Below are 13,771 nucleotides of genomic sequence, written 5' to 3' on the forward strand. Positions count from 1 at the left end.
AAATCCCCCTGATAAATAAAGGGCTGTTGCTTTAAATTCGACCGTTTTAGCGCCAGCGGCTAACAAAACTTAACTGGAGATGACTTTGTCAGAATTGGATTCCAAAAACAGCCCAGAGTCTGCTGCGGAAAATCACGCCAATCTTTTGATTGAATCGGGCGTTGTGCTTGCGGTCGATGAAAGCCATGTTTGGGTGCAGACGCAAAGAGCCTCGGCGTGCGGCGGTTGTGCCAATAAATCTTGCGGCACTTCGGCGCTTTCACAGCTGTTTGGCGGTACAACCAAACCGATTCAGGTGGAAAAAAACACGGCTTGCCATGTGGGTGACCGAGTAGAGTTGATCCTGGATGAATCACAACTGCTTAAACATACCTTTATGGCTTATGGTTTGCCATTATTGGGAATGTTTGTCGGGGCTATATTGTTAAGTTGGATTTTTAAACAGCAGTTCAGTGAAGACCTGTTGGCGGTTGTGGGCGGCGGAGCAGGTTTGTTAGTAGGCTGGTGGTTTACCCGCAGGTTCTATCGGCCGGCTCGACCTAAACTGGGTCGGGTTTGGCCAGCAGGTGAGTAAAGGCTCGGTGACCGTGTAGAGCATTGCCTTGAATTGAAATGTGCAAAACCCTATAAACCGATACAAATCGATACAAATTCTGATCAAGTTTATAAAGCGATAGTTATTCATAATATATCTAAATATCTAAGGAGTAGACGACCATGAAAAAAGCGGTGTTAATTACAAGCTTGTTGCTAAGTGCTTGGCTGTTGTATCCGCTCAATGCCTATGCGGCTCAGCCTAATAAGTATGGCTTGCCCGATTTCAGCGCGCTGGTGGAACAGACCAATCCGATTGTCGTCAATATCAGTACTACCAAAAACATTGATGCACAACAGCAGATTCCGCCGCAGTTCAGAGGCATGCCGGAAGAGATGTTGCGTTACTTCTTCGGCATTCCGCAACCTCGGAGTGGTGAAGGCGAAACTAAGCAACAGCACTCGCTTGGCTCGGGGTTCATTATCAGTGAGGACGGGTATATTTTGACTAATAACCACGTGGTTGAAGGCGCTGATGAAGTGATTGTGCGTTTACGCAATCGCAAAGAAATGGTCGCCCAAGTGGTTGGTTCGGACAAAAGAACCGATGTCGCTCTATTGAAGATTGACGGTGAAGATTTACCCTATGCCAAAATCGGCAGTTCCGCTGATTTAAAGGTCGGGCAGTGGGTATTGGCAATCGGGGAACCTTTCGGACTCGATTTTACCGCGACCCACGGCATTATCTCCGCACTGGGGCGTGCTTTGCCGGATGATACCTATGTCCCGTTTATCCAATCGGATGTGCCGATCAATCCGGGGAATTCGGGGGGGCCTTTGTTTAACCTAGATGGTGAAGTGGTTGGTATCAACTCGCAGATTTACAGCAAAAGCGGTGGCTCAATGGGCTTGTCGTTCTCGATTCCAATCGATATCGCCATGACCGTTGCCAACCAGATCAAGGCCGACGGTAAGGTGACCCGTGGTTATCTAGGGGTACAGATTCAAGAGGTGACTAGCGATTTGGCGCAGTCGTTTGGTTTGGATAAGCCTTATGGTGCGTTGGTGGGGGAAACCTATCCCGATACGGCTGCACAGGAGGCGGGCATTGAAGCCGGTGATATTATTCTTGAATTCAATGGTCAAAAAGTCGAGAAGTCGACCGACTTACCGCCAATGGTAGGGGTTGCGCCAATTGATAAGCCCATCGCGTTGAAGATTCTTCGTCAAGGCAAAACCAAGCGTATCAAGGTGCGTTTGAAGTCACTGGATGAAGCCAATCAAGTAGCCAGCTCAGGTGGTTCGGATAGTGGCTCGGCTGGCAACCGTTTAGGTGCTTATGTGCAGACCTTGGACAAGGAGGCTCTGCAAGCGCTTGATCTACCATTTGGTGTGGCGATTACCAAAGTGTTTGGCGGACCGGCTAAAAAGGCCGGTTTGAGACAGGGGGATGTCATCGTCAGTATCGATTTCAAACCGGTGAAGGATGTCGCCAGTTTGAAAAAGCTATTGAAGAAGTTACCCGAAGGGCGTTCGTTACCGCTGCGAATTATTCGTAATAAACGTTCCATGTTTATACCGATTACTTTGGAAGATTAAATTGTTCGCTGAATGGGGCGGATTCAATGCTTTTAAAATCACTAATTTGCAATGCGAAATCTGACAAATTAGCGTAGAATAAGCGCCATTCATTGATAACCAATACAACTTGCTATGCAGGTGAGCGAAAACGCCGCAAAGAAAGTCAAAAACAAGTTGTATAAAAAGGGGCAGTGGCCCCTTTTTTTATGGTGGTTTTTTGACTACTTTTTTGCAGCAGATTGCCGGAAAAAAGCAAGCCAAATACCACCAAACTGCTAACGGATTTGGAGCTGAAATGTCAGACAGTTTAAAAAATATTCGAAATTTTTCGATTATTGCCCACATCGACCATGGTAAATCGACTATTGCCGACCGCTTTATTCAACACTGCGGTGGTTTGACCGACCGAGAAATGGCCGCACAGGTTTTGGATTCAATGGATCTGGAACGTGAGCGTGGTATTACCATCAAGGCGCAAAGTGTGACTTTGAACTATAAGGCTGACGACGGTGAAACCTACCAGCTGAACTTTATCGATACTCCGGGACATGTTGACTTCTCCTATGAAGTCTCTCGTTCTTTGGCGGCTTGTGAAGGGGCGCTATTAGTAGTCGATGCGTCTCAGGGGGTTGAGGCGCAAACGGTTGCTAACTGTTATACCGCGATCGAGCAGGGGCTCGAAGTCTTGGCTGTCTTGAACAAGATCGACCTGCCGGCGGCGGATCCGGAGCGCGTTATCGAAGAAGTCGAAGATATTATCGGTATCGAAGCCACCGATGCGGTGCGCGCTTCGGCCAAATCGGGTATCGGTATCAAAGAGACCTTGGAAGATATCGTGAATAAGATTCCACCACCAGAAGGTGATCCGGATGCGCCGTTAAAAGCCCTGATTATCGACTCATGGTTCGATAATTACCTGGGTGTTGTCTCGTTGGTACGAGTGATAGACGGTAAAATCGGCAAAAAGACCAAAATGAAAGTGATGTCGACCAAGGAAGAATATTTGGTTGACGATGTAGGGATCTTCTCGCCAAAGCGTACCTCCAAGCCGTTTTTGCAAGCCGGTGAAGTCGGGTATGTTATTTCCGGTATCAAAGATATTGACGGTGCGCCGGTTGGTGATACCTTGGCCGATGCAACCAAACCTGAAATCGAGGCTTTGCCAGGATTCAAGCCGGCACAACCGCGCGTATTTGCCGGGTTATTCCCAATCTCCTCGGAAGACTATGAAGATCTGCGTGAGTCATTACGTAAACTGCGTCTGAACGATGCGGCGCTGCATTTTGAGCCGGAAACTTCGGAAGCCTTAGGTTTCGGTTTCCGTTGTGGTTTCCTGGGTATGTTGCATATGGAAATCATTCAGGAGCGTCTTGAGCGTGAATACAATCTGGACTTGATCACCACTGCACCGACCGTTGTCTATGAGGTGGAAACCAAGGCCGGTGATGTGATTAAGATCGACAACCCTTCGGAATTGCCCGATCCGGCGACCATTGCAGAGGTGCGTGAGCCGATTATTCAGGCCAATATCCTAGTGCCGAACGAGTATGTCGGTGCGGTAATGAAGCTGTGTATTGAAAAGCGCGGTGTGCAAAAAGATATGCAGTATTCCGGTGGTCAGGTTTCAATCAACTATGAAATGCCGCTTAACGAAGTGGTATTGGACTTCTTCGACCGTCTGAAATCTTGCAGTCGTGGTTATGCATCGATGGATTATGAGTTCAAACGTTTCCAGGCTGATGATTTGATTCGCGTCGACTTCTTGGTCAACGGTGAAAAAGTCGATGCATTGGCGTTGATTGTGCACAGAAGTTTTGCGGTACAGCGTGCTAAGGTGATTATCGAAAAATTGCGAGAAGTCATTCCTCGCCAAATGTTTGATGTTGCCATTCAGGCCGCTATCGGTGGTAAGATTATCGGACGTTCGAATGTCAAAGCCTTGCGTAAGAACGTAACAGCCAAATGTTACGGTGGTGACGTTTCTCGTAAGAAGAAACTGTTGCAGAAACAGAAAGAAGGTAAAAAGCGTATGAAGTCGATTGGTAGCGTTGAACTGCCGCAAGAGGCTTTCTTGGCAATTCTAGATACAGGAGAGTCCTAATCCATGAGTTTTGAATTAATCTTGGTAATGGTCACCGCTATTACCGGTGTGATTTATTTTGTTGACCGCATTGTTTGGCGCCCAAAACGTGAAGCCGCGATGATGCCGGATAAAGAACCGATCATTATCGAATATGCGCGCTCGTTGTTTCCGGTTTTTCTGGTGGTTTTGATTCTACGTTCGTTTATTATCGAACCCTTTAGAATCCCATCGGGATCGATGTATCCGACTTTGGAAATCGGTGATTTCATCGCCGTAAACAAGTTCTCATACGGGGTCAAGCTGCCGGTAACACAAACCAAGATTCTGCCGATCTCGTTACCGCAACGCGGTGATGTCGTTGTATTCAAATATCCTGATGATCCGGATGTCGATTATATTAAACGTGTTGTCGGTTTACCGGGGGACCGTATCACCTATATCGGCCGTACCCTGTTTATCAACGACAAGCCTGTTAGCCAGACTTATCTGGGTAAATATAAGGGCGTTGAGTCCGGTGCCATTATGAATGGTGCTTCGGTGGTAGAAGAGACTTTCCCGGATGGTCAGGCTCATCAGGTTTTACTGGATATGGAAAAAGGTTCTAAAGACATGGATACGGTCGTGGTTCCGGATGGCCACTATTTTATGATGGGTGATAACCGAGACCACAGTAATGACAGCCGTTTTTGGGGCTTTGTGCCGGAGCGTAACCTGAAAGGTAAAGCATTCGGTATCTGGATGAACTGGGACAATGGTTTACATTTTGATCGAATCGGAAAAGGGATCGATTAGTCATGGCTAAGGCGACTAAATTGACACAGGAACGTATCGCAAAACTGCAACAGTTGGCTAACAAACTGGGTTATCAATATCAGGATATCGGTTTTCTGCAGCACGCTTTAACGCACCGCAGTATGGGGGCGAGAAACAATGAGCGTCTTGAATTCCTCGGCGATAGCCTGGTTAACTTCGTGATTGCCGATGTCCTGTTCCATCAGTTTGCCAAGTTGCCCGAAGGTGATATGAGCCGTGTTCGCGCCCATTTGGTCAAGGGTGATACGCTGGCGGTAATCGGCCGAGAATATGATTTAAGCGATTATTTGGTATTGGGGCCGGGCGAGCTGAAAAGCGGTGGTTACCGTCGTGATTCCATTATTGCCGATGCGGTCGAAGCGATTATCGCCTCGGTTTATGAAGACGGTGGTCTGGAAGCTTGCCGTGCCATGGTTATGCGTTTTTACGATAAACGCTTGCAAGAGCTTGATCCGAAAAAAGTCGGTAAGGACCCTAAAACCCGTTTGCAGGAGTTCCTACAATCGCGCAATGAGGCTTTACCGGAATACTCCATTATCAGTGTCAATGGTGCCGCACATGCGCAGGAGTTTACCGTGTCATGTTTTGTCGCCAAATTAAACAGTAAGTTTGAAGCGGTTGCTTCAAGCCGTCGTAAAGCCGAACAAAAAGCCGCCGAAATTGCCTTGGAAGCATTGGACCAGTTATAAAAGCGGTCAGTCGCACTTGTGCTCGACAGGGCTTGTTCGGCATATGCAATTAAGAGAAATCTATGTCAGATAAAGAATTATCATTAGAAGAGATTCTAGCTGCCGGGCAAGACGAACAGTCTGCTGTCAGTAGCGATTACCAATCCGGTTTTGCGGCGGTTATCGGTCGCCCCAATGTCGGTAAATCCACCATTATGAATGAGATGCTTGGGCAGAAGCTGAGCATCACCTCGCCTAAACCGCAAACCACTCGTCACCGTATTCACGGTATTCATACCACCGACAGTCATCAGATTATTTTTGTCGATACACCGGGTATGCACCTGGGAGGACAGAAATCCATCAACACCTATATGAACCGTACTGCCAACAGCGCTTTTGCCGATGTCGATGTGGTGTTGTTTGTGGTGGAAGCCGGGCGTTGGACCAAAGAAGATCAGGCGGTTGCCAAAAAACTGCAGCACCTTGAGCTGCCGGTGATTGTTTTGGTCAATAAGGTGGATAAGTTCAAAGACAAGCAGGAGCTGTTTCCGTTTATTCAACAGCTTTCCGAAGAAGTTAAAATGGATGCGTTAATTCCGGTTTCCGCCTATAAGAAAATCGGCCTGAGCGATATTGAAGCCGAAGTACTGAAGTACCTGCCAAAGCAGCCGCCGATTTTCGCCGATGATTATATTACCGACCGTTCGACCCGTTTTCTGGCGGCGGAAATCATTCGTGAAAAATTGATGCGTACCTTGGGTGAAGAAGTGCCTTACGGCTCTACCGTTGAAATCGAACGCTTCGAGTTTGATGAAGAAGAAGGGCGTTGGTTGATCAACGCTTTGATTTTGGTTGAACGCGCTGGTCAAAAACAGATCGTCATCGGTAAAAAAGGCGAATTGATTAAAAAAATGGGGACGCAGGCACGTAAAGACCTGATCCATCTATTGGATGCCCGTGTTCACCTTGAACTTTGGGTTAAGGTCAAAGAAAACTGGTCGGATGATGCACGTGCTTTAGCCAGTCTGGGATATGACGACAACCATAGCCGTTAATTTTATGGCCATGCTGGATTAGCGCCGGCAAACGCCAATGAAACGCTGTGTAAAGTCGAAAAGAGGTGACAGGTTTTTTAGCTATGCAGATACAACAAAGCGCCTATGTATTGCATTCACGACCTTATAAGGAAACCAGTGCCTTGGTGACTTTTTTGACCGAGGACTACGGCAAAATCAATGCGGTGGTTCGCGGTGTTCGCGGCGGACGCAAGCCGAGCGCTCAGAAAATGGCGATGTTACAACCGTTTCAGCAAGTCGTGATTCAGTGGCGCGAGCGTAATCAAGCCAGTGACCTTTTCAGTATCCAAGAGTTGGAAATGGCGGCACTGCGTTTTCCCCTGCAGGGCGAAGCCAATATCTGCGGACTCTATCTGAATGAACTGTTATATCGTTTATTGTTTCCGCAAGTGGCTATTGAGGGACTGGTTGATGATTATCAGCAGGCGCTTTACCAATTGAGCCGTACACCGCAACGCGAACAGCAGGCCTGGGCGTTACGCCAGTTTGAATATCAATTATTGCAGTATATGGGTGAAGGTTTGCAGTGTGAACTGGATTACTATCAACAGCCTATAGATGAAGATTCAGAATATTTTTATTATCCTCAACAGGGTGCGATTTTGGCGTCGCAAGATAAATTAAGAAACGGCATAGCGCTGCAGGGCAAATGTTTATTGGCGCTGGCGCGAATGCATTATGAACCGGACTGTTTAAGCAGTCTGAAACGCCTTTTTCGTCAGGTTTTGGCGCTATATTTAGGCAATAAACCGATTATGGCCAGAGAGTTATTTGCAAAAGGTCGTTAAACCCTCACGGTGAAACGACTATTTTGTGAAGACTTTCATTAAACATTAATTTGCTTTTATCACTAAAGGACACAAGCAATGAATCCGATTTTTTTAGGTTTGAATATTGATCACGTCGCCACTTTACGTCAGGCTCGCGGAACACGTTATCCGGATCCGATCAAAGCGGCGTTGGATGCTGAAATGGCCGGAGCCGACAGCATTACCTTGCACTTGCGAGAAGATCGTCGTCATATTCAGGATGAAGATGTGCTGCGTATCGCACAGGTTCGTCAAACCAAAGTGAATCTGGAAATGGCCGCCACTGAAGAGATGGTGCAGATTGCTTGTGCGGTTCAGCCGGAAGATATCTGCCTGGTGCCGGAAAAACGAGAAGAGCTGACCACCGAAGGCGGTTTGGATGTACTAGGACAAAAAGAGTGGTTGACCAAGGTTTGTGCACGATTGGCAGAAGCTGGATGTCGAGTCTCTTTGTTTATTGATCCGGATGAAGCGCAGATTGAAGCGGCCAAAGAAGTTGGGGCGCCTGTGATTGAGTTGCATACCGGTACCTATGCCGAATTGGAAAAGCCAGCTGAAGTGGCCGCCGAGCTTGAACGCATTCGTCATGCGGCCGAATATGCTCATCGTTTGGGACTTGTGGTCAATGCCGGTCACGGTCTGCATTATCACAATGTACAGCCGATTGCCGCGATTAAGGTAATCGAAGAGCTCAATATCGGTCATGCCATTATCGCGCAAGCCATCTATTCCGGACTGCCGGAAGCGGTCAAAGAGATGAAACGTCTAATGGTTGAAGCGCGTCAGCAGGCCTATCTGCAAGATTGCTGTTCGACGCAATCTGAGGATTGTTGTTCAACAGATAAATCATCTTGTTGCTGAGGTAGTCGATATGATTGTCGGTATCGGTACGGATATTGTCGATGTCGAGCGCATCGCCAAAGTTTATCAAAAGCAATCACAAGCCTTTGCAGAACGTTTGCTGTCCGAAACGGAATTGCTGGAATTTCAACACCAGTTGCATCCGGAAAATTATCTCTCGAAGCGTTGGGCGTTAAAAGAAGCGGTTTCCAAAGCTTTGGGTACCGGTATTGCTCAAGGCGTGCGGTTTAAAGATATGACCATCGCCCATAAAGACAGTGGTCAACCCTATCTGGTTTTAGCCGGCACCACCCTGGATAAGTCCAATGAACTGGGCATTAGCGACTGGGCGATAAGTGTCAGTGATGAGAAACACCACACGGTAGCATTCGTAATCGCTGAGTCTCGATAGGGCTACTGCGAAACTCTGCAGCGTTGTTAAAACCTTGTTCAAAGGAATCATTTACTATCAGTAAATTCATCCTTTTCACAAGCTTTTTGCCTAGCTACCGAACTTCTCGCTACGCTCTGAAATATCAACAAAATGAGGCACGTAAGCTGTTTTTAACTTTCATGGATTAAAAAAATGAATAAATCTCAATTAACGAATCTTTTATCTCTGGCTCTATTGGCAGTTGGTGTTGCGATAGAAAACGATATTGTTTTAATGGTTGGTCTATTCGCGTTATCCGGTGCCTTAACCAACTGGCTGGCCGTGCACATGTTGTTTGAAAAGGTGCCGGGCCTGGTCGGTTCCGGTGTGATTCCTGCGCGTTTTGAAGAATTCAAAAATGCGATTCAAAACTTGATGATGGAACAGTTTTTCAATCAGGAAAATATCGACCGGTTTGTTGCCAATTCTACCGAAAAATCGCATTTTAATTTGCAGCCTGTGATTGAAAAGGTCGATCTGTCTCCGGCTTATGACCGTTTGGTGGAAGTGATTATGAACTCTTCTTTCGGTTCCATGCTCGGTATGTTTGGTGGTGCCGGGGCGTTGGAGCCTTTAAAAGAGCCGTTTATCGAGAATATGCAGGCCTCATTGATTGAAATGACGCAGCAGGATTCTTTTCATCAATTGTTGCAGGATGAAATCGACCAGCCGGATGTGATGGCGGATATTCGATCTCAAGTCGAACAGATTGTCGAAGCTCGTTTAGAGGAATTGACACCGCAATTGGTCAAGCAAATGGTACAACAGATGATCAGTGAGCATTTGGGCTGGCTGGTCGTCTGGGGTGGTGTATTCGGTGGTTTGATCGGTCTGATTTCCGCTCTAGTCATTCCTCTGGTGTAACTCGACTTTATGCTTATTGTGCGCAGTTTTCCCATTTTAGCGTTGCTTGCTGCGGTGCTCGGTTTTTGGTTTGCCGAACTGTTTGCCGCTTTAAAGTCTTGGATTGTACCATTGCTGACGCTGGTCATGCTCGGCATGGGGCTAAGTCTGAAATGGCACGACTTTGTCGCCGTCTGGCAGAAAAAACAGCTGGTTGCAATCGGTGTCGGTTTGCAGTTTGTGATTATGCCTTTATCCGCTTGGTTGTTGTCGCTAGCGTTCAATCTATCGACTGAATGGATGATCGGCATGATTCTGGTCGGTGCGACAGCAGGCGGCACCGCATCCAATGTGATGGCGTATCTGGCCAAAGGTGATGTCGCCTTATCGGTGAGTATGACCTTGATTTCCACTTTGGCCGCAGTGGTATTGTTACCTATGCTGACATGGCTTTATCTCGATCAGACGGTCGATGTTCCGGCAGGTTCGATGCTCTGGATGATGGTGAAAATCGTATTGTTGCCACTGATTATCGGTATGATCATCAACCGCTTTTTCCATAGGCAGAGTGAAGTCGCCTTGAAGCTGTTCCCCTTGATTTCGGTGGCAACGATCCTATTGATCATCGCCATAGTCGTGGCATTGAATGCCAACAATATGGCGAATATCGGTATCGCTCTGCTATTGGCGGTAATGCTGCATAATCTGATCGGTTTGGCAGCGGGGTATTTTGTCAGTATCCAACTAGGCTATGATTCGGTGGTTGCCAGAACCGTGGCGATAGAAGTGGCAATGCAAAACTCCGGTTTAAGTGTCGCGCTAGCGATTAAATATTTCGGTGCCGCCAGTGCCTTGCCGGGAGCAATATTCAGCGTTTGGCACAATATCTCAGGTTCGATTTTTGCCGCCTTTTGGCAAAGGTACTCGCAAAGGCACTCGCAAAACCCTTAGCAAGATTTAGCGACTCGTTCCAAATAACGCAAGCAAAGGATTCTTTATGTTCTTCAACCGTGCTTTCCGTTCGTTTTTCTTAGCAGGTGGCCTGTTCTCGGCTTTGGCAATGTTTTTCTGGTGGCTGAGTTATCAGCAGCAGGTGAGTTTTTCCGGTATCGACAGCATGATTTGGCATGGTCATGAAATGATTTATGGTTATGCATTAGCGACCATCACAGGTTTTTTACTGACCGCAGTGATGAATTGGACCGGATTAAACTCTGCCTCGGGAATCAGATTGGCAGCACTGTTTCTGCTTTGGCTGGCTGCTCGTATAGGCTATTTTTTCGATGTTGATTTGTTTGCGCTCATGCTGATTGATATCGCTTTCAATATCGGTCTTTGGCTACACTTCTCCATACCGATTATTAAAACCAAGCAATGGCAGCAGAGCGGCTTGTCGATTAAGTTTTTGTTATTGATTCTGACCAATGCTCTGTTCTATGGCAGTGCCTTGGGTTATTTGCAGATTGATGTGTTGACTAGCCTAGTTGCCGGACTGTTTTTGATTTTAGCCATTAACCTGACGATGATGCGCCGTCTGATGCCATTTTTTACCGAAAAGGCCTTTGCTCTAGCAGAGTTTAAAAACCCGAAATGGTTGGATCGTTTGGCGATTGCCGGTTTTCTTTTATTGATGGTTGCGTTGTTACTGCAAAGCTGGCTGCCTGCTTGGATGGTTTCTGTAATTGCGTTTCCGTTGGCTGTCTTTCATTCACTGCGCTGGTATAACTGGTATCACGCTAAAATTTGGACGGTATTGCTGATCTGGCCGTTGTATCTGTCCTATGGTTTTATGATTATCGGCATGCTGTTATTCGGTTTCTATGGCTTAGGTATGGTTACCTTGTCATTAGCGATTCACGCGCTGGCGGCAGGAGGCATCGGTTTGCTATGCTCATCCATTATGGCCAGAATCTCTTTAGGCCATACCAACCGTAATGTGTTTGAACCGCCGCGCGCTTTGTTGCTCGTATTTGTGTTGTTGGTTGTTGCTGCCCTTTTTAGAGTGTTGTTGCCATTGCTAGATGCTGCGAATTATTCACTCTGGATTCAGGTTAGCCAGTGGGGTTGGATACTGGGCTTCTTGTTACTGTCGGTAATTTATTGGCCGATTCTAACTCGAGTTAATCCGCTTAAAGACCACGGCATTCGTTTATGATTTTGCCGCGCTAGGGATCGAGAGTGTCTCGATTAAGAGCTACAGCAACTGGTTTTCATTTGTGATTTAGTATTTTTCGCTTCTGCCAGAATTCTAAAGCCACCGCGAATTACCAGCGCGGCGATAATGCCGCCGATAATCAAATCCGGATAACGGCTGGCAAACAGGGCCACCAATGCACCGGAAACCATGACGCCCAGGTTGGCGATGACATCGTTGGTGGAGAATATCCATGAAGCACGCATATGCACCTCGCCATTGCGATGTTTGGCAATCAATGCCATACAAGTAAGGTTGGCAAGTAGGGCGATAAAGGCGACAATCATAATCAGGTCGCTTTGCGGCTCGCTACCAAACCACCAGCGGCGCAATACTTCTAATATCACTCCAAGGCCCAATAATATTTGCAGATAACCGCTGAGTTGTGCTGCATTGGCTTTCATGGTCAGGCTTTTGCCGACAGCATAGAGCGACAGGCCATAGACCATGGCATCGGCAAGCATATCCAAGGAGTCGGCGATCAAACCGGTAGATTGGGCATACCAGCCCAAACCCAGTTCAACGACAAACATGACGGCGTTGATAGCCAATAACCACAGTAAAGTGTGGCGTTCCAAACTATCCGATTGTTCACTGCCGCAATTGCAAGACATAATCATTCCTCAGAGTTTTGTCCTCTTTAATCGATGCGTATTAATTCGTTAATCTGATCTGGATAGCCGTACCGTCTTCGATGGCTTCACTTGGGTGGTTGATAATGGTTTGATTTTCATTTAAGCCCTCAAGTATTTGCACACTTAAGCCATTACGTTGACCAATGCTGACAACTTGGCGTTTTGCCGTATTGTTATCGATGGCAAATACCGCCCAACCGTCTTGGTAACGGAACAGGGCGCTTGATGGCACCTGTAAAACTTCATCATCCTGCCAAAGAATGAATTTAGCCTCGACACTGTAGCCATCACCCAAACTTTGCCATTGTTCGGCAGGCGAGATGAAATCGGAAATCACCAACACGCGCTGCTCTTCAACACCCAAAGCGGAGACTTTGGTGAAGCCGATCGGTTCTACCTGACGAACTACCGCTTCAAGTGTATTCTCTCCTCCCCAGCGTTCCAGTAATACTTTCATGCCCGGATGAATTTTCACCGCATCGGCGGATAAAACATCGACGACGATTTCCAATGCTTGCGGATTGCCGACTTCAAGCAAGGCTTCACCTGTGGCAACCGGACCTTCGCATTCACGTGAGACCTTCAAAATCTTGCCGTTAATCGGTGATTTGATTGCCAGCTTTTCATTGCTATCGGTGGTTTTGTTGCTGCCTGAATATTGCAATGAGGTCAACGCCGATTGCAATTCGTAATTAGCAACCTCTACCTGAAAATCTGCCGAGCGCTGTTGTGCCTGAGCGGTTTGCGATTGGGTCTTGGCGCGATCAAAGCTGTCTTGAGAGACCAGACCTTTTTGTAATAAAGACTGATAACGTTGAAATTCGGCAAACGCCAATTCGGCATTGGCTTTGGCGGCTTGGGCTTGCTGTTTGCTGGATTTTAAGGCCGCTTTTGCCGCCGCCACCTGAGCCTCGGCCTGAGCGCGACTGCGTGAATCCAATACCGGTGATTCCAATGGGGTGATATTGAGCAATGTCTGCTCACTTTGTACCGTATCACCTACATTTAAGTGCATGCGACAGGTCATGCCGGCAACCGGTGCGCGAATGATATAACGGTCAATAACACGGGTTTGTCCGTCTTCCTCGATATTGACTTGTAAAGGCGCGGTTTTCACATGAACACTTTCCACCAGCACCGGTTTAGGCCAGAAGCCCCAAACCAACAAGCCGATAATCAGTAGACTGGTCCAAAAAATGCCAGGATGATTTTTTAAGGTGGTAAACATCGCTTTGCCTTTGTTTAACGATAACCCTAGG

14 protein-coding genes are annotated in these 13,771 nt (G+C 47.2%); 12 read left to right on the plus strand and 2 right to left on the minus strand.

Translation table 11 applies throughout. From position 1 onward, the window contains the following. Nucleotides 1-85 precede the first annotated feature (85 nt). The 12 genes from FE785_RS04790 to FE785_RS04845 all read left to right on the plus strand — a co-directional run bounded on the left by FE785_RS04790 (nucleotide 86) and on the right by FE785_RS04845 (nucleotide 11,838). On the plus strand, nucleotides 86-574 hold the full coding sequence (locus FE785_RS04790) for a SoxR reducing system RseC family protein (RefSeq protein WP_168188913.1): 489 nt from the start codon (nucleotides 86-88) through the stop codon (nucleotides 572-574). Between the two features lie 143 nt (nucleotides 575-717). Continuing rightward, nucleotides 718-2,133 (plus strand): DegQ family serine endoprotease, encoded by a 1,416-nt coding sequence (locus FE785_RS04795; protein WP_138564673.1) that lies wholly within the window; start codon nucleotides 718-720, stop codon nucleotides 2,131-2,133. 277 nt (nucleotides 2,134-2,410) lie between these two features. After that, nucleotides 2,411-4,216, plus strand: a complete 1,806-nt coding sequence (gene lepA, locus FE785_RS04800; protein WP_138564674.1) for a translation elongation factor 4 — start codon at nucleotides 2,411-2,413, stop codon at nucleotides 4,214-4,216. Between the two features lie 3 nt (nucleotides 4,217-4,219). Next, a complete protein-coding gene (lepB, locus tag FE785_RS04805) occupies nucleotides 4,220-4,990 on the plus strand; it encodes a signal peptidase I (RefSeq protein ID WP_138564675.1) in 771 nt (256 codons plus the stop codon). A gap of 2 nt (nucleotides 4,991-4,992) precedes the next feature. After that, nucleotides 4,993-5,700, plus strand: a complete 708-nt coding sequence (gene rnc / locus FE785_RS04810) for a ribonuclease III (RefSeq protein ID WP_138564676.1) — start codon at nucleotides 4,993-4,995, stop codon at nucleotides 5,698-5,700. A 62-nt stretch (nucleotides 5,701-5,762) separates the two neighbouring features. Further along, nucleotides 5,763-6,737 (plus strand): GTPase Era, encoded by a 975-nt coding sequence (gene era, locus FE785_RS04815; protein ID WP_138564677.1) that lies wholly within the window; start codon nucleotides 5,763-5,765, stop codon nucleotides 6,735-6,737. Between the two features lie 83 nt (nucleotides 6,738-6,820). Then, nucleotides 6,821-7,546, plus strand: coding sequence for a DNA repair protein RecO (recO, locus tag FE785_RS04820; RefSeq protein ID WP_138564678.1), 726 nt, complete (start codon nucleotides 6,821-6,823; stop codon nucleotides 7,544-7,546). A gap of 78 nt (nucleotides 7,547-7,624) precedes the next feature. Then, nucleotides 7,625-8,428, plus strand: a complete 804-nt coding sequence (gene pdxJ, locus FE785_RS04825) for a pyridoxine 5'-phosphate synthase (protein WP_138564679.1) — start codon at nucleotides 7,625-7,627, stop codon at nucleotides 8,426-8,428. 10 nt (nucleotides 8,429-8,438) lie between these two features. Then, the gene (acpS, locus tag FE785_RS04830) at nucleotides 8,439-8,819 is read left to right on the plus strand and encodes a holo-ACP synthase (protein ID WP_138564680.1); all 381 of its coding nucleotides are present in this window, start codon (nucleotides 8,439-8,441) and stop codon (nucleotides 8,817-8,819) included. Between the two features lie 174 nt (nucleotides 8,820-8,993). Continuing rightward, nucleotides 8,994-9,704 carry a DUF445 domain-containing protein gene (locus FE785_RS04835; protein ID WP_138564681.1) on the plus strand — a complete coding sequence of 237 codons (711 nt, stop codon included), beginning with the start codon at nucleotides 8,994-8,996 and terminating at the stop codon, nucleotides 9,702-9,704. Nucleotides 9,705-9,713: 9 nt separating this feature from the next. Then, nucleotides 9,714-10,634 (plus strand): bile acid:sodium symporter family protein, encoded by a 921-nt coding sequence (locus tag FE785_RS04840; RefSeq protein WP_138564682.1) that lies wholly within the window; start codon nucleotides 9,714-9,716, stop codon nucleotides 10,632-10,634. Nucleotides 10,635-10,680: 46 nt separating this feature from the next. Beyond that, nucleotides 10,681-11,838 (plus strand): NnrS family protein, encoded by a 1,158-nt coding sequence (locus FE785_RS04845; RefSeq protein ID WP_138564683.1) that lies wholly within the window; start codon nucleotides 10,681-10,683, stop codon nucleotides 11,836-11,838. Nucleotides 11,839-11,870: 32 nt separating this feature from the next. Here the strand turns inward: FE785_RS04845 and FE785_RS04850 are convergent, their stop codons facing one another. Together FE785_RS04850 and FE785_RS04855 are read right to left on the minus strand one after the other, a co-directional pair. Next, complete coding sequence (locus FE785_RS04850; RefSeq protein ID WP_138564684.1) at nucleotides 11,871-12,491, minus strand: cation efflux transmembrane domain-containing protein; 621 nt, start codon at nucleotides 12,489-12,491, stop codon at nucleotides 11,871-11,873. Nucleotides 12,492-12,531: 40 nt separating this feature from the next. Next, the gene (locus FE785_RS04855) at nucleotides 12,532-13,740 is read right to left on the minus strand and encodes an efflux RND transporter periplasmic adaptor subunit (protein WP_138564685.1); all 1,209 of its coding nucleotides are present in this window, start codon (nucleotides 13,738-13,740) and stop codon (nucleotides 12,532-12,534) included. Nucleotides 13,741-13,771: the final 31 nt, after the last annotated feature.

The organism is Thiomicrorhabdus sediminis, from assembly GCF_005885815.1.
Taxonomy (GTDB): Bacteria; Pseudomonadota; Gammaproteobacteria; order Thiomicrospirales; family Thiomicrospiraceae; genus Thiomicrorhabdus; species Thiomicrorhabdus sediminis.

What these genes read in the sequence shown, in the direction of transcription:
- FE785_RS04795 (WP_138564673.1), top strand. Translation starts at nt 718, where the DNA reads ATGAAAAAAGCGGTGTTAATTACAAGCTTGTTGCTAAGTGCTTGGCTG.
- lepA (WP_138564674.1), top strand. Translation starts at nt 2,411, where the DNA reads ATGTCAGACAGTTTAAAAAATATTCGAAATTTTTCGATTATTGCCCAC.
- lepB (WP_138564675.1), top strand. Translation starts at nt 4,220, where the DNA reads ATGAGTTTTGAATTAATCTTGGTAATGGTCACCGCTATTACCGGTGTG.
- rnc (WP_138564676.1), top strand. Translation starts at nt 4,993, where the DNA reads ATGGCTAAGGCGACTAAATTGACACAGGAACGTATCGCAAAACTGCAA.
- era (WP_138564677.1), top strand. Translation starts at nt 5,763, where the DNA reads ATGTCAGATAAAGAATTATCATTAGAAGAGATTCTAGCTGCCGGGCAA.
- recO (WP_138564678.1), top strand. Translation starts at nt 6,821, where the DNA reads ATGCAGATACAACAAAGCGCCTATGTATTGCATTCACGACCTTATAAG.
- pdxJ (WP_138564679.1), top strand. Translation starts at nt 7,625, where the DNA reads ATGAATCCGATTTTTTTAGGTTTGAATATTGATCACGTCGCCACTTTA.
- acpS (WP_138564680.1), top strand. Translation starts at nt 8,439, where the DNA reads ATGATTGTCGGTATCGGTACGGATATTGTCGATGTCGAGCGCATCGCC.
- FE785_RS04835 (WP_138564681.1), top strand. Translation starts at nt 8,994, where the DNA reads ATGAATAAATCTCAATTAACGAATCTTTTATCTCTGGCTCTATTGGCA.
- FE785_RS04840 (WP_138564682.1), top strand. Translation starts at nt 9,714, where the DNA reads ATGCTTATTGTGCGCAGTTTTCCCATTTTAGCGTTGCTTGCTGCGGTG.
- FE785_RS04845 (WP_138564683.1), top strand. Translation starts at nt 10,681, where the DNA reads ATGTTCTTCAACCGTGCTTTCCGTTCGTTTTTCTTAGCAGGTGGCCTG.
- FE785_RS04850 (WP_138564684.1), bottom strand. Translation starts at nt 12,491, where the DNA reads ATGTCTTGCAATTGCGGCAGTGAACAATCGGATAGTTTGGAACGCCAC.
- FE785_RS04855 (WP_138564685.1), bottom strand. Translation starts at nt 13,740, where the DNA reads ATGTTTACCACCTTAAAAAATCATCCTGGCATTTTTTGGACCAGTCTA.